Raw genomic sequence first — 15639 nt, 5'->3', positions numbered from 1 at the left:
ACGTGAGAACAGAAAGTATAGCCTTATGACGTTGCGACATTTTCTCTCAGCGGCCGATCTGAACCGTGCTGAAGCCGAAGCGTTGCTCGACCGGGCAGCAGCGTTGAAAGCTACGTGGCGTGCCGGTGTTACCAGCGACCGACCGTTGTTGGGACAGACGCTTGCATTGGTCTTCGAGAAGCCTTCGTTGCGCACGCGAGTGGCGTTCGAGGCCGGAATGACTCAACTTGGTGGTCATCCGTCGTACCTTTCCGCCAATGACATCGATATGGGCGGACGCGAGAGTGTTCCTGATGTGGCACGGAACCTGAGCCGTTGGGTAGCGATTATCGCTGCACGTGTCTTCAAGCACGCAACAGTTGAGACGCTCGCTCGCTATGCAACGGTACCGGTGATCAATGCACTGTCCGACCGAGAGCATCCGTGTCAGGCACTGGCCGATATGCTGACACTCCGCGAACGGTTTGGCCGGTTGCAAGGTTTAACGCTAGCCTACGTTGGTGATGGCAATAACGTGTGCCACTCGTTGATGTTATTAGGGGCGACATTAGGCGTCAATGTACGGGTTGGGTGTCCGATGGATTATCGTCCCGCTCCTGACATTACCGAACTGACCGAGCAGTTAGCCAACCAACACGATGCGACCCTCACGATCACTACTTCGCCGATTGAGGCGGTGAGTGGTGCGGATGCCGTCTATACGGACGTATGGGCTTCGATGGGCCAAGAACATGAAGCCGCTCGTCGTCGCCCCGTCTTTACGCCGTATCAGGTGAACGCAGCGCTGATGGCCCATGCTGCACCGCATGCACTGGCAATGCACTGTCTACCGGCGCATCGTAGTGAAGAGGTAACGGCAGATGTGATCGATGGACCGCAATCGGTCGTGTTTGAGCAAGCGGAGAACCGCTTGCATGTTCAAAAAGCGCTGATCTTATTTTTGCTAGGAAAGTAGCACCGGTAGTAGCGGAAAGAGCGTTATGGCAGGCAACCGGGCAATCTTTGATCGGGCGATGGAACAGTGCCGCGAGGCATCCGCAAAAGGACGCTGGGACGACTCGTTACGCGCGGCAGTGCGCGCTTTACAAGAGTTTCCCCAAGATATTGAAGCGCGCACTGCGGCAGCCGTTGCCTTATTCCAAACGAATCGGTTAGATAAAGCATTGCAGGCGTTTAGCGATCTGTACGAGGCCGACCCAAATAATGCGTTCTATCTCAATTACATCGCTCAGTGCTATCGTCGTCAAGGAAACATTCCTGCCGCCGTCGAGGCCTACAGTGCCCTGGCCGCTCTGCATAGCGCCCAGCAGCGCACGCTGCAAGCAACTGAAGCGTTGCGTGAATTACTGACGTTACAGCCTGAACGAGACGATCAGCGTCGGCGCTTGGCTCAGCTCTATGAAGACCTTGGCGCCATCGCCGAATCAGCCGAGACTCATCTTGAACTGGCTCAACGTCTTCTCGCACGGGGAGAAACGGCTGAAGCGTTGTCTGAGGTCGAGTGGGTTTTGCGCCTCGATGCCAATCACCGCGTTGCCCGTGAATTGGCGACGCGCCTACGCGAACAACTGGGCGGACCGTCTCCCTCCCTTCGCGGTACTAGTAGCTTACGACCAGCCTACCCAACCAGCACACCGCGCGGCTCACATACACAACCTGAGCAGTTGGTCGCTGAAGCAATGGCTTGTCAGCAAGCGGGTGATGAGGAGCGGGCTATCGCTTTGTACGAACAGGCGGTGCAAGCCGGGATCGAACGGGCCGATGTCCTCTATTCACTCGGGTTACTGTACCAAAGTCAAGGTAATCTTAAAGCTGCGGTCAGCGTTCTCACGCGCGCAGCCGGCGACCCCGAATACGCCCTGTCCGCCCACTTTGCGCTTGGTCAAGTCTATCGAGACCTCGGTCAATTACCACAAGCGGCGCAAGAATTTGAGACGACCATCGGGCTGGTTGATCTCGAAACTATCGGCAAGGCCGAGGTTGATGACCTGATTGCAATGTACGAGAGCGCGGCAACGATCTATGAGCAACTGGGCGATCTGGCTCGTGCCTCACTGCTCTATGGTACCCTCGCCGAGTTTCTAGCCAGTAAACGGTGGGGGCGCGATCGTGCTGCCGAGTTCAAAAATCGGGCCAAAGAACTGGCCGATCGCAATATGTTCGCGAAGCTACGCACAATCGGTACCGGTGTTCTCCAACCAGCACCCGCTGCACCACCACCATCTCCACCGATAATTGACCCTGGAAGTGAGCGATGGGGCAAGCTGCGCCCGATCACCGATGTCTTGCGGTCAGGTGAGCGTTCTGAAGAAGAAGTAACACCGGAGGTCACACCAGCAACGCTTGAACAATTGCCGATCATCGAGCGGATGAGTGTGCCGACCAGCCTACCCACGCCAGCATTTCCACCGCCGACGCCGCTCGATCCGTCCGGTCTTGATGAGGTAACGGCCGGCTGGCTCGAACTGAGTGGCACCTATCTTGAACAGGGTCTGCTCGATGCCGCCCTCGACGCTTGTATGGAGGTGATTCACCACAATATCGAATATCTACCCATTCACTTACGTATGGGCGAGATCTATGAACGGCAGGGGCGCCCTGAAGAGGCATTGGCAAAATATCAGTTACTGATCGAGACGTATCAGGTACGAGGCGAAGCCGAAAAGGCGATTGATGTCTATTTTCGCTTTATCGAGCTATCACCCGATTCCATAAATGCACGCTCGAAGTTGGCCGAGATACTACGGCAGACTGGCCGTATCGATGAAGCTGTCGAACAGTCGTTACAGGTTGCCAATACCTATTTTCGCTTGGGTCAAACGAACAAAGCCCTCGAAGAGTTTCGCCGTTTGTTACAATGGGCGCCCAAACATCGCGAGGTACACACTCAATATGGACTGGCCTTGCTTAAACTGGAGCGATTTGAAGCCGCACTCGATGAATTTCGGCAGGCACTCGAACTCGGCTCACCGGACGATCCGGTCGCGCTAGCACGGCTCAACATCACGCTCGCTCTGATAGGCGAACAACCAAATGTCATTTGGGACTCGCTTGCCACCGTTCTGGAGCAATTACGCAAGCATCCCACTGAATTTGCTGCCGTTCAAGCGGAATACCGGGCTGCCCTGTTGATCGACGACCGCGCGTTGCTCCATTATATTCTGGCGATCATCCAACAACAGCACGAGCAACACCATCTGGCTCTCCTTGAGCTTGAACAAGCTCAAATCTTGCTCAACAACGAACCCGATCCGATGCTTCCACTCACCCTCGTGTATCGCGCAGCCGCCGATAGTTATATTGCGTTAGGGCAAGCCGAGCAGGCACTCGAACAGTTACGCAAAGGGCAAGCCGTTGCCGAGCAGACAACGCCCAACTCATCGATCCGCCATCCATTCGCCATTCCACCGTCGCGTGGCGATATGGTGCGTCGCATGGCCGAAGCGTATGCGGTCAGTGATGACTTAGTCGGGGCAGAGCAAGCGTTACTGGAAGCGAAAAAGTTATTGCCATACGATCGGGCGATCTACACCAAGCTGGCGAACGTCTATTTTCGGCAGGGTAAGCTCGCCGAGGCATTGGCCCAACTCGACGAGCTGGCAACATATTACGAAGAACGCCAACAATTGGATTTAGCGATAGAGCTTCTCGAATTCGCAGTACAGCTTGCGCCTAACCATATCGGCATGAGTAACCGGTTGGCGCGCTTACAACTGCGGGTTGGGAAACTCGACCAAGGTTTAGCCGGGCTGGTGCGGGTCAGTGAACTACAAAAACGTGCCGGTCAATTGAAAGATGCCGTTGCGTCGTTACAGGAAGTAGCGCAAACGTACTGGATGTTGAGTGATCATGAACGTGCGCGCGAGATGTACAACCGAATTGTACAGATAGCACCTAACGATGTTGATGCGCGTCAATGGTTGGCCCTCATGCACACCCTCTCGCGTCGCACCAAAGAAGCGATCAGCGAAAAGAAACAGATCGCGCGCATTTTTGCCCAACAACGCGATTATGACAATGCGATTGCCGAGCTGCACCAGATTATTGGCCTCGATCAGAACGATTTAGAAGCCTACTTCATGCTCTACGATATGCTCATGCGACGCGAGGAATACGGACAGGCCAGCCAACTGTGTCGGCGCATGTTGAAGCTGCCGGGAATTGAAACGGAACGGGTGGAAGCGATGTTGAGCGCCGCCAATCGTATGCTTGAGCAACGCAAGCCGGCGCCGCCACAGAGTTGACAATGATAGAGATCGAGCGTCTCTGGGCGCGGCTGAATCCGCTCACCTCGCCCTTTACGCTGATTGACATTCTGCTGGTCGCAGGATTTTTCTATTGGCTGTTGGGCATTGTGCGCGGGACACGCGCCGTCCAATTGCTACGTGGGGTTGGGATTTTACTCGTGATTGCGTTGGTGATGCCCTCGATCGCGAGTGATCGATTAACCCTGCTCAACTGGTTAGTTGTCAATATCATTTCACCAGCCTTGATCGTTGCCATACCGGTCCTCTTCCAACCCGAATTACGTCGGGCATTAGAAAGTCTTGGCCGTTCGAGTGATCTGTTTGGCCGACCATTTGGGGGCGCGAACCGCTCAGAATTGCTCGAAACGATCACCGTTATCAGTCGGGCTGCTGCTCAGCTCTCGCAGCAAGGGGTGGGCGCATTGATGGTGATCGAGCGACGAACACAGTTACAGGAGTTCGCCGACCGTGGCGTTATTCTTGATTCGCGGATTTCGACCCCGCTCCTACTCAATATTTTTTACCCTAACTCACCGCTACACGACATGGCCGTGATTATTCGCGGCAACCGCATTTTGGCTGCTAATGTTGTGCTCCCGTTGAGTGAAGATATTTCCGGGCCACGACGGTACGGTACTCGTCATCGTGCGGCAAAAGGCATTACCGAGCAGACTGATGCTATTGCAGTGGTGGTGTCAGAAGAAACCGGCGCTATCTCGCTGGTCAGTGATGGCCGGATGGTGAGTTACCTGACCGAGTCACGTCTGCGGACGATGCTGGCCGATCTGATGCAGATACCGCTTGAGTCGAACACGAAGAGGGCAGTATGAATGGTGTGCACTCGATTGTCTTGCGCGCTGTATTGGCGTTTGGCTTGAGTTTTGCCCTCTGGTCATTTGTCTCGTTTAGTGAGAACCCAGAAGAGACGGCACGGTTTGAAGATCTGACCTTACAGGTTGTGGGGTTACGCGATGATTTGATCATCGTGGATGCTAACGGTATACCGACCACTACCTTCCCCAATGTTGATGTAACCCTGCGCACCGACCGTCGTCAACGCTCGGAACTACGCCCGGTTGATATTCGAGTCGTGGCCGATCTGAGTGGGCTTGGCCCTGGCGATCATGTCGTACCACTGAATGTACAACCGACGCGCAGCAATCTCTCCTTTAGTGTGCCGGCCAATGGGGTTGAGCCACCGACGATTGATATTCGGCTAGAACCGCTCGTGACGTTAACGGTACCGATTAGGCTCGAGATAGTCGGCTCCCCACCATTCAGCTTTGAACGTGGGACACCGGAATTGCGATCAAATGGCGAGCTGATCACCAATGTGTCGGTCAGTGGCCCACAGAGCCGCGTGATCCGGGTGAGTGCAGCACGAACGGTAGCCAATATTAATCAGCTTCGAGCAACGTATAATGCACCGCTCACCCTGACACCAATTGATGCGAATAACCTACCGGTCGAGGGGGTGCAGGTGAAACCGGCGTCTATTACTGTGATCATTCCGATCAATCCGGTGGTCGGTCTGCGGTTGGTGCCGGTATCGCCGATTATCATCGGCTCACCGGCACCGGGCTATCTCGTCAGTAATGTTGTTGTTGACCCACCACTGATCACGCTGACCGGTAGTTCTGGGCCGCTCGATGCGATTAATCTGTTGCAGACCGAAGCGATTGATATCAGTGATGCCCGTGAGACGGTTGTGCGGATTGTCCCCTTGATTATTCCGATCGGCACGTCACCTGCCCAAGGTGAGCCGAACGCAGTACAGGTGACGATCACCGTTATGCCGATTCCTATGCCATTTCAGGCGCGGCTACCGGTTGAAGTGACGTTGAGTGGTCTGGGCGGCGATCTCCAAGCATCAGTCCGACCGAACGTAATTGAGATGACCTTCGCCGGGACGACCGATCAATTGACGGCATTAGCCGCAACTCCCCTCGTGGTACAGCTCGATCTTACCAACCTTGGTCCTGGCACGTACCAATTTGCCGTGCGACCGTTACTTCCCGGCGGTGTGAGCATCGTCGGTGACCCACCTGAGGTAACGGTGACGGTTGTGCCAATACCCACACCAACCCCTACCCCTGAACCAGAACCGTCGCCGGAGGTTGAGCCGACCCCGACCCCTGATGCAGGGTGAGCGATGATGACCAGTGCATCTGCATTACAGCGGCATCGTGGCCGGAGATGCTTGCCGATGAGCGCGCACAATGCTGGTGGCAGTGATCATCAGAAAGACGATGATGCTCACCGCATTCATCATTCCGCCCCAACGCCGGAATTCGATCAACATGCATAGATCGCCAATCACTCGCAACGCTAACGACACGTGCAATAATCCGAGCGGTAGGTAACTCCAGCCGCTGAACCGGACTGGAACGCTGAGCAAAGCTGGAATGATGATCAGCGCGTGGCCGAAGATCATCGCAAAAACGAAGCCAACGAAAATGCTGTGCAAGATGGCGTCGTATAGCAAGCCGCCATAGACACCGCCGCTTAGCGCCATGAGCAAGCCGCCAATCGTGAGCCATGCGCTGCCTGAGAGCATGCAGGTTGCGCTGAAGCGGGGCAGGCCGGGACGGCGAATCGTGCGCCGGCCAATATCGTAGGCTAAGAGCCAGAGACCGCTTGCCAGCAGGCCAATGCCGGCAAGCCGCGTGCCGTTGGCGTAATCCGCTAGCGACCATCCCAACCCAAGCCAGAGCAGGCCAACGCTAAGGCTAAAGCTCCAGAAGGTATACGCCGGCAGGTGGCGGAGCCGCCCTAATTCGAGCCGTTCACCGAAGATGGTGAGGGTGAGAAAGCTGGCCCACCAGAGCGACGCGAGCGCTAACGGCTGCCCCATTAGCCAGAGCAGATTGCCGCCAAACCACGCCATCCCGCCGAGCGCCATGGTGACCACAAAGCGTACCGGTTGGCGCTTGAGCAGCAGTGCGAAGATTGCAAGCAGGCCAACGCTGCCGCCCGTGATGAGCAACGCGCCGATAATTGCTGGTAAGCCCATCAAAAGGCTGATTCCTCCCAACAATGTCAGCAGCGGCCCGGCAAAGGCCCATGGTCGCCCGATGGCGACTGCTCGCTCTAGCCCAATCACTGTGCCGAGCATTCCGCCTACGAAGAGCTGGCCATGAATCGCAGCCAGCGTGAGCGATGATAACGGCAGCGCCCATCCCATGCGAAGCAATCCAGCCCAAAGGGCGCTGGTCAGCATCATTATCACACCGGCGGCAAAACCGGCTCGGAAGACGTTGGTAGGCGATAGTATCATCATAGCACCTCGTCATCTCTATGCTTGCGTCGTGGCGCGATCGCCTGATACCCACTGTACAGCCGTTTTCACGCGCTCGCTGTGAACAAAGTCACAGCACAAGCAGGCTCGCTAGTCTACAGTAGCCATAGTGAAAGCACGCATCATCAAGGCAGGATGGCGATGATGGCAAACATAGCGCGTTGGCGGGCGATATTGGTGGTCGGCATTCTAGGGGGGCTGCTGCCATGGGTGACGCTAGCAGCGCCTTCGCCAGTGCTCGATGATGGGTGGGGCGGCGACTATCAGCTCATTCGCGTTGGCGCCGGCGGCGATTACGCACAGCTCGGCGCTGCGTTGGCAGCGGCCCATCCCGGCATGGTGATTGAGGTCTTGCCCGGCGTGCAACAGGGGCAATGGACGATCGACCGTCCGCTGGTATTGCGTGGCCGGCATGGCGCGGTGCTTGATGGCGGTGAGGCGGGTTCCACGCTCACCATTACCGCGCCGGGAGTGACAGTGCAGGGCCTCAGTTTTCAGCGCAGTGGTTTGAAACCGATTGATGCGGCGATTCTGGTGCGCGCAGCGGCAGTAATGATCAGTGGTAATCGCTTCGAGCGTTTTGTGCGCGGGGTCGTGGTTGATAATGGCGCGAATGTGATGGTGACCAACAATACCTTCATCGGTGCGCTGGACGATATGCCGCGCGAGCACAGCATTGGGGTTGCCTTGCTAAATGCACCCAGTGTGAGGGTTGAATTAAACACGATCTTGGCGGTGCAGATCGGCATTGCTATCGACAACGCGTCGCGTGGTGTGGTGCGCGGTAATGTGGTGAGCCGGAGCGAGACCGGCATCGTCTCGCCGCTCATTGCAGGCGCTGCAACAATCCTTGGCGTCACCGCTACCTTCTTCAGCGCAGCCCTCTGTTTGCCGTCAGCCAGTGATGTGCTGATCGACCGCAATACGTTGACTGAGAATGTCACTGGCATCAAATTGGCTGGCAGCGCGCGAGTGACGGTGCAAGGCAATTTGATCGAGGGCCAGCGTGGCGATGGCTTGCTCGTACATAATAGTGCTGGCCTGATCGTGCAGGATAATCGGTTTGAGCGCAATGCCCGCGCTATCACCGTTGGCGGCAGCGGGGCGCTGACGGCGCAGCGCAACCGGTTTGCTAATCACGAAACACTGCTAGCGCTGCTGACCGGTGATGCAGCAGTTACGCTGCGCGGCAATGATATCGTACACTACCGCGTGCTACTAGCCAGCGAACCGCAAGCGCCGGTGGTCGTGTGGGCCGGCAACTATTGGCAACGCGGCTGGCCGGCTGATTGGTGGCTGGGGATGCAACTCTGGCGGCACGATCGCAATCGTGATGGGTTTGCCGATCAGCCACTTATGTTTGATGGAGTCATCGACCAATATCCGGCGCTGAGGCCGAACATTGGTGTACAACCGGCTTCAATGCCGGCAACCAACCCGGCATTATGGCTAGTGGCGCTGGTTGCAGGGGGATTGTTGGCAGGTGTTCTGATCCGGCAGCGGAAAGGATAGCGGTAATGGCATTTTCACCGGAACATGTGATCGACATAGCCGAAGCGGTGCGCTCAGCACGCCATGACGGCGCGATTTGGAGCGTGAATAGTGAGCAGATGAACGTGAATCTGATGCGGCTGCGCACCGGTGCAACGATTCCCGAACACGTCAATGCCGAGCTTGACGTGTTGTTAGCCGTGTATGAAGGCGAGGGCGAATTGATCGTCAATGGCGAGGCAATTGCACTCGGTCCCGGCGTGGCGGTGGTGGTACCGCGCAATGCGCAGCGCATGCTGCGTTGCTTGCGCGGGCCGTTGGTCTTTTTGACCGCGCACCGCCAACGCGGGGGCCTGATGCCGCGGTAATTGATCGAAACTGGCGGGTGCAGCACGCAGCACCCGCCAGTGCGTAACACTGCAATCGATCACCCCATCGGATCAATGAGCGTTGGCGCGGCGCCGTTGCCATTCCCGTTCTCATCGGGATCTTCCACCGAGAGGGCAGCGACACGATCACCAGAAGCGACGTTCACCACCGTCACGCCTTGGGTCGCCCGACCCAAGCGCGAGATCTCGCTGGCGCTGGTACGCATCACCATCCCGCCGGTGGTGATGAACGTGAGCAGCGAATGCTCATGCACAACCGCGGCGGCAGCGACTTCATCGGTTTCGTTGCGCAGCTTAATCGTGATCACACCACCGGTCGCCCGTCCTTTCACCGGGTACTCGCTGAGCGCGGTGCGCTTGCCAATGCCGCGGGCGGTGACGACGAGCAGATCGGCACCTTCTTCGGCTAAATCCATACTCACCACCCGGTCGCCCTCGGCTAAATTGATCCCGATCACGCCGGTAGCCGGTCGTCCCATCGGACGCACCTCGCTCTGCGCGAAGCGCAGGGTCTGGCCACGAGCAGTGGTCAGCAAGATATCTTCGTGACCGTGACTAACTCGCACCCAACCGAGCACATCACCCTCTTCCAGGCCAATCGCAATCAACCCATTCGAGCGCACTTGGCTATACTCGCGCAGTTGGGTGCGCTTCATCTTGCCGCGCACCGTCGCCATCACCAGATACTCGGCGTCGAATTCGCGCACGGCCAGCATCGAGGTCACTTGTTCACCCGGTTCAAGCGACACAAGGTTAACCAACGGTAAGCCTTTGGCCGTGCGCGAGCTGTCGGGTACTTCGTGGGCTTTGATCTGGTAGACCTTGCCGCGGTCGGTGAAGAAGAGCAGATTATCGAGCGAATTGCAGGTCAGCAAGTGGCGGACAATATCCTGCTCACGAGTGAGCATGCCCTTAATGCCGCGCCCGCCGCGGCGCTGAGTGCGGTAGGCATCGGGCAATTGGCGCTTGATGTAGCCGCGGTCGGTGAGGGTAATCATCACCCGCACATCAGGGATCAGATCCTCGTCGCTGACCTCGCCGGTGACATCGGGAATAATGCGGGTGCGGCGCGGGTCGCCGTACTTGTCCTTCAGACGGCTCAAGTCTTCTTTGATCAGATGCAGCACCTTGCGCGGATTAGCCAGAATATCTTCGAGTTCGGCGATCAGCTTAATCACCTCGCGATATTCTTCCTCGATCTTCTGCCGTTCGAGAGCAGCCAATCGGCGCAGTTGGAGTTCGAGAATTGCCTGTGCTTGCCGTTCGGTGAGCGAAAAATTGCGCATCAAGTTATTGCGTGCGCTCTCGGCGGTGCGCGAATCGCGGATGGTCTGGATCACCGCATCGAGATTATCGAGCGCGATCTTGAGACCTTCAAGGATATGGGCACGTTCACGGGCGCGGGCCAAATCGAACTCGGTGCGGCGACGAATAACCTCTTGGCGATGGTTGATATACTCTTGCAGCAATCGCTTGAGCGTCAAAACGCGCGGCTGGCGGCCATGCTCGACCAGCGCCAGCATATTGATGCCGAAGGTGGTTTGCATCTGCGTATGCTTGTAGAGCGCGTTAAGCACCTTCTTGGGCTGAGCGTCTTGTTTCAGCAAGATGACCAACCGCATCCCGTTGCGGTCGCTCTCGTCGCGCACATCGCGAATGCCTTCGATCTTACGATCTTTGACCAACTCGGCGATCCGCTCTTGGAGCCGAGCTTTGTTCACTTGGTACGGCAGTTCGGTAACGACGATCATATACGCACCCCGCCCGGCTTCCTCGATGTGGGTCTTGGCTCGCAGCGTGATCTGGCCGCGTCCGGTGCTGTAAGCAGCCAAAATACCCTCCGTGCCCAAAATCAGTCCGGCGGTGGGAAAATCGGGACCGGGAATAATTTCCATCAGCTCTTCGACGGTAGCCTCTGGATGATCGATCAGATAGCTAATGGCATCACACAACTCGCCGAGGTTGTGGGGCGGAATATTGGTCGCCATGCCAACGGCGATACCGGACGCACCGTTGAGCAGCAGATTGGGTAAAATGGCTGGCAATACCACCGGCTCGCGATAACTGCCGTCGAAATTATCCCGAAAGTCGACCGTATCTTTATCAATTTCACTCAGCAATTCTTCAGCAATTGGGGCGAGACGCGCTTCGGTATACCGCATTGCTGCCGGTGGATCGCCGTCAATTGAACCAAAGTTACCTTGCCCATCAATGAGCGGGTAGCGCATACTCCACGGCTGCGCCATGCGGGCCAGTGCATCGTAGACGGCGCTGTCGCCGTGCGGGTGCATCTTGCCGAGCACGTCGCCGACGATACGGGCGCTCTTCTTGTAGGGCTGGTTGCTGCGGAAGCCCATGTCCCACATCCCGTACAGGATGCGCCGCTGCACCGGTTTGAGCCCGTCACGTGCATCGGGGAGGGCACGTGAGACGATTACGCTCATCGCGTAACTGAGGTAGGCCGTCCGCATCTCGTTGGTGATGCTGACGGGACGGACGATACCGATTTCCATTGGTTACTCCATTATCGGGTTTTAGCGCATCATAATGCGATGTTTGCCATCTGATATTATACCCTATCCGAGTGGTTTTGTCGAATACTGTTGAAAACATGTTCTAGAGCAGCAGCTATGCTACAATTCAAACAGTACCTACTATCGAAAGGAGGGAGCATGAGCACCGATGCCCGCCCACTCAACCGGCTCGCCGGAGAAGCCAGTCCATATTTACAACAGCACGCCGATAATCCGGTCGATTGGTATCCGTGGGGGGAAGAAGCACTCGAACGTGCGCGACGTGAAGATAAGCCACTGTTGGTGAGTATTGGCTACGCAGCCTGCCATTGGTGCCACGTGATGGCCCACGAGAGTTTTGCCAATCCAGAGATTGCAGCTATCCAAAACGAATATTTCATCAACATCAAAGTTGACCGCGAAGAGCGGCCCGACCTCGACAGCATCTACATGGCAGCGGCCCAGGCGCTCACCGGACGGGGCGGCTGGCCGCTCAACGTCTTTTGTCTTCCCGACGGGACACCGTTCTTCGCCGGTACTTATTTTCCACCTGATGCGAAGGCGAACCGGTATCGGATGCCGAGTTGGCGCCAGGTGTTACTCTCGATCGCCGAAGCCTATCGTACTCGACGCGACGATCTGACCGCTTCAGCCCAAGAGTTACTCAATCATATCAAACTGTTGGCTCAGCCACTGCCCGAAACGGCAACCGTTGACGAGGCACTGCTGATGGAGGCTGCGGCCAAGCTTGAGCGTGAATTTGACCCTCAGTACGGCGGGTTCGGTGATGCGCCGAAGTTTCCGCAGCCGCTCGTGCTTGAATTTCTCTTACGAACCCACCTGCGAGGTCACGTGCAGGCTTTGCCGATGCTCCACCAAACCCTCGAACAGATGGCTCACGGTGGGATGTACGATCAGGTTGGGGGCGGCTTCCACCGCTATAGTGTTGATACGCGCTGGTTAGTACCCCACTTCGAGAAGATGCTCTACGATAACGCGCTGTTGGCCGAAGTTTATCATCTGGCCGCCCTCGTCACCGGTGATCCGTTCCTTGCCCAGATCGCCGACGAAACGTTTGCCTATCTGCTGCGCGATCTGCACCATCCCGAAGGTGCATTTTTTAGCAGCGAAGATGCCGATAGCTTACCGGTACCCGGCGCCGCCCACGCCGAAGAGGGTGCGTTTTATGTCTGGACACCGGACGAATTGCGGTTGGCGCTAGGCGACGATGCGACAATCGTCGGTGCTTACTATGGGGTAACGCGGCAGGGCAACTTTGAGGGTAAGTCGATTTTGTATGTGCCACGCTCGGCGTCGGCAGTCGCGGCAAGGCTCGGAGTGCCGGTTGAGCGAGTTACCGAGACAGTTGAACGTGCGCGACCGATTCTGCGTGCATTCCGTGAGCAGCGTCCACGCCCTTTCCGTGATGAAAAGATTATTACCGCATGGAATGCACTGGCGATCAGAGCATTGGCGACGGCGAGCGCGCGGGTGCCAGAATATTTGTCCGCTGCCCGCCGGTGCGCCGATTTTCTTCTGGCAAACCTGCGTCGCGCTGATGGTCGGTTGTTGCGCAGTTGGAAGGATGGTCGGCCCGGCCCGGCCGGTTTTCTCGATGATTATGCGCTACTCTGCGATGCACTGCTCGAATTGCACGCTGCTGGTGGTGAGACGTACTATTTGGCAACAGCCATCGAGTTGGCCGAGGCGATGCTTGATCTATTCTGGGATGCACAGTCGTGGATGTTTTTTGATACCGGGCGCGATCAGCCGGCATTGGTGACTCGTCCGCGCGATCTCAGCGATAATGCCACACCGTCGGGTACGTCGGCAGCAACGATGGCGTTGTTGCGATTGCATGCACTGACCGGCAATGATCTATACGCTACGCGGGCCGAGCAGGTGTTGCAACAAGTAGCACCGATGTTGATCCGTTTTCCGCTTGGCTTCGGTCGCATGTTGTGTGCTGCCGATCTGATGATCGGGCCGACTCGCGAATTGGCCATTATCGGTCCCTCCGGCCATCCGACGACTCAAGCCCTATTGGCGGTGGCCCGCGCTGCCTATCGGCCCCGACTGGTGATCGCCCACGCCGAACCCGGCGATCCGATCGCTGAACAGGTGGCATTACTCGCCGGACGCACGTTGATCGATGGTCAACCAACAGCCTATCTCTGTGAGCGGTTTGCTTGCCGGTTGCCGGTCACGACACCCGAAGCGTTGCTGGAACAGTTGGGGTGACGGGACGGGATGCAGAGACGCAACGTTGCCAACGAACACCACGGATCGGCGAAACCCTGGTATGATTTGCAAGTATAGTTGCGTCTCTGTTGTACATCGGCGATATGCACATCCTACACGTTGTCCAACTCTACTGGCCTGCTCCTAGTGGGGCAGCCCGCTACTTTCAAGAGATCGGCGCCCGCCTCGTCGCCGAAGGTCATCGGGTAACGGTACTGACGACCGATGCCTTTGACCTTGAACACCTTTGGATGCCCGGCAAACGACGGATTACCGAGCCGTTCGGTGAACACGATGGGGTGCAAATCAGACGACTAGCGATCCGCCGACTACCCGGTCCGGCGCTCCTCTACCCGATCATCCGTCGGCTGATGGTCGAAGTGGGCCGCTTGGGCCGACCAAGCGTGTCAATCTTGCGCCGGTTCGCTATGCTCACTCCACAGATCCCCGATCTCATCACAACCCTCGCCGATCCGGCACTGTCCGATGTCACCGTCGTTCACACCACCAACATCACCCTCGACTTTGCCCTGATTCCGGTGGCATGCTGGACCCAACAACACGGCCTACGCCACATCTGCACACCATTCGTGCATGTCGGTGAACCGGGGAGTGAGCAAATTGTTCGCTACTACGCGATGCCACACCAGATCGATCTGCTCCGACGGGCAACGTATATAGCGACCATGACCGAGATTGAACGAGCGTACCTGATGCGGCGTGGTCTTCCCGCTGCTCAGATCGTCACCATCGGTGCAGGAGTAACGCCCGCCGAAGTTACCGGTGGCGATGGACGGCGTTTTCGAGCCACCCAGCAGATTAATGGGCCGATGGTGCTGAGTTTGGGTGTGGCTGCGTTCGACAAAGGCGCTATCCATACGTTAGCGGCGATGCGACGGTTATGGGCACAAGGAAGTGACGCAGTATGGGTGCAATGTGGACCGGCGTTCGGTGGTTTTGCCGAAGCAGTAGCGGCCCTGACACCGTCCGAACGAACGCGCGTGCGGATTCTCGGCTACGTTGATGACGATACCCGCCGCGACGCACTCGCCGCTGCCGACGTGTATGTGCAGCCATCGCGCACCGACAGCTTTGGTATCACCTATCTCGAAGCGTGGTGCAACGGTGTGCCGGTGATCGGAGCGCGGGCCGGTGGTGTACCGGCGGTAATCCGGCACGGGGTTGATGGCTGGTTGGTGCCATTTGGAAACGTACCGGCGATTGCTGAGGCCATCGACCGTCTCCTGCGTGATCGCACGTTGGCGAGAGCAATGGGCGCTGCCGGACGAGCACGTGTTTGGCGTGAACTGACGTGGGATGCCGTTTACCAACGAATTCGCCCGCTATATGGCGAGCTTGGGTGAAGCGGTGAGGAAAAAAATCGTAACTCAATCAATTCCAAAGCGTGATAGGATGAATGCAAGCCGTCCTACTCCCACTCTGGTGAGAAAATACCACCG

10 protein-coding genes are annotated in these 15639 nt (G+C 57.2%); 8 read left to right on the top strand and 2 right to left on the bottom strand.

The window, feature by feature from the left end; genetic code table 11:
- The first annotated feature begins 25 nt into the window (after positions 1-25).
- The 4 genes from argF to ACP5OT_RS11035 are packed head-to-tail and all read left to right on the top strand — an operon-like array spanning position 26 to position 6396.
- Positions 26-955, top strand: a complete 930-nt coding sequence (argF, locus tag ACP5OT_RS11050) for an ornithine carbamoyltransferase (protein ID WP_424675691.1) — start codon at positions 26-28, stop codon at positions 953-955.
- A 25-nt stretch (positions 956-980) separates the two neighbouring features.
- Positions 981-4244, top strand: coding sequence for a tetratricopeptide repeat protein (locus tag ACP5OT_RS11045; RefSeq protein ID WP_424675690.1), 3264 nt, complete (start codon positions 981-983; stop codon positions 4242-4244).
- A gap of 2 nt (positions 4245-4246) precedes the next feature.
- Positions 4247-5077 carry a diadenylate cyclase CdaA gene (gene cdaA / locus ACP5OT_RS11040; RefSeq protein ID WP_424675689.1) on the top strand — a complete coding sequence of 277 codons (831 nt, stop codon included), beginning with the start codon at positions 4247-4249 and terminating at the stop codon, positions 5075-5077.
- Complete coding sequence (locus tag ACP5OT_RS11035) at positions 5074-6396, top strand: CdaR family protein (protein ID WP_428132134.1); 1323 nt, start codon at positions 5074-5076, stop codon at positions 6394-6396. Before cdaA ends, ACP5OT_RS11035 begins: the two co-directional genes overlap by 4 nt.
- Before the next feature lie 24 nt (positions 6397-6420).
- Here ACP5OT_RS11035 and ACP5OT_RS11030 read toward each other — a convergent pair whose 3' ends face one another.
- Positions 6421-7527: a hypothetical protein gene (locus ACP5OT_RS11030; protein ID WP_428132132.1), complete on the bottom strand. Its 1107-nt coding sequence runs from the start codon at positions 7525-7527 to the stop codon at positions 6421-6423.
- A gap of 159 nt (positions 7528-7686) precedes the next feature.
- Here ACP5OT_RS11030 and ACP5OT_RS11025 point away from each other — a divergent pair, with 159 nt between their 5' ends.
- Complete coding sequence (locus ACP5OT_RS11025) at positions 7687-9057, top strand: right-handed parallel beta-helix repeat-containing protein (RefSeq protein ID WP_424675686.1); 1371 nt, start codon at positions 7687-7689, stop codon at positions 9055-9057.
- 5 nt (positions 9058-9062) lie between these two features.
- Positions 9063-9404: a cupin domain-containing protein gene (locus tag ACP5OT_RS11020; protein WP_424675685.1), complete on the top strand. Its 342-nt coding sequence runs from the start codon at positions 9063-9065 to the stop codon at positions 9402-9404.
- Between the two features lie 59 nt (positions 9405-9463).
- Here ACP5OT_RS11020 and gyrA read toward each other — a convergent pair whose 3' ends face one another.
- Positions 9464-11938: a DNA gyrase subunit A gene (gene gyrA, locus ACP5OT_RS11015; RefSeq protein ID WP_424675684.1), complete on the bottom strand. Its 2475-nt coding sequence runs from the start codon at positions 11936-11938 to the stop codon at positions 9464-9466.
- A gap of 159 nt (positions 11939-12097) precedes the next feature.
- Between gyrA and ACP5OT_RS11010 the strand changes: the two genes are divergently transcribed.
- Positions 12098-14179, top strand: coding sequence for a thioredoxin domain-containing protein (locus ACP5OT_RS11010; RefSeq protein WP_424675683.1), 2082 nt, complete (start codon positions 12098-12100; stop codon positions 14177-14179).
- A 104-nt stretch (positions 14180-14283) separates the two neighbouring features.
- Positions 14284-15543: a glycosyltransferase family 4 protein gene (locus ACP5OT_RS11005; protein WP_424675682.1), complete on the top strand. Its 1260-nt coding sequence runs from the start codon at positions 14284-14286 to the stop codon at positions 15541-15543.
- Positions 15544-15639: the final 96 nt, after the last annotated feature.

Origin of the sequence: Chloroflexus sp. (genome assembly GCF_049970315.1) — a bacterium.
Classification (GTDB): domain Bacteria; phylum Chloroflexota; class Chloroflexia; order Chloroflexales; family Chloroflexaceae; genus Chloroflexus.
The sequence above is the reverse complement of the archived record's forward strand: the minus strand, read 5'-3'. Positions and strand labels throughout refer to the sequence as shown.

Excerpts from the sequence above, each read along its gene's own strand:
- argF (WP_424675691.1), top strand. The coding sequence starts at position 26 with ATGACGTTGCGACATTTTCTCTCAGCGGCCGATCTGAACCGTGCTGAA.
- ACP5OT_RS11045 (WP_424675690.1), top strand. The coding sequence starts at position 981 with ATGGCAGGCAACCGGGCAATCTTTGATCGGGCGATGGAACAGTGCCGC.
- cdaA (WP_424675689.1), top strand. The coding sequence starts at position 4,247 with ATGATAGAGATCGAGCGTCTCTGGGCGCGGCTGAATCCGCTCACCTCG.
- ACP5OT_RS11035 (WP_428132134.1), top strand. The coding sequence starts at position 5,074 with ATGAATGGTGTGCACTCGATTGTCTTGCGCGCTGTATTGGCGTTTGGC.
- ACP5OT_RS11030 (WP_428132132.1), bottom strand. The coding sequence starts at position 7,527 with ATGATGATACTATCGCCTACCAACGTCTTCCGAGCCGGTTTTGCCGCC.
- ACP5OT_RS11025 (WP_424675686.1), top strand. The coding sequence starts at position 7,687 with ATGATGGCAAACATAGCGCGTTGGCGGGCGATATTGGTGGTCGGCATT.
- ACP5OT_RS11020 (WP_424675685.1), top strand. The coding sequence starts at position 9,063 with ATGGCATTTTCACCGGAACATGTGATCGACATAGCCGAAGCGGTGCGC.
- gyrA (WP_424675684.1), bottom strand. The coding sequence starts at position 11,938 with ATGGAAATCGGTATCGTCCGTCCCGTCAGCATCACCAACGAGATGCGG.
- ACP5OT_RS11010 (WP_424675683.1), top strand. The coding sequence starts at position 12,098 with ATGAGCACCGATGCCCGCCCACTCAACCGGCTCGCCGGAGAAGCCAGT.
- ACP5OT_RS11005 (WP_424675682.1), top strand. The coding sequence starts at position 14,284 with ATGCACATCCTACACGTTGTCCAACTCTACTGGCCTGCTCCTAGTGGG.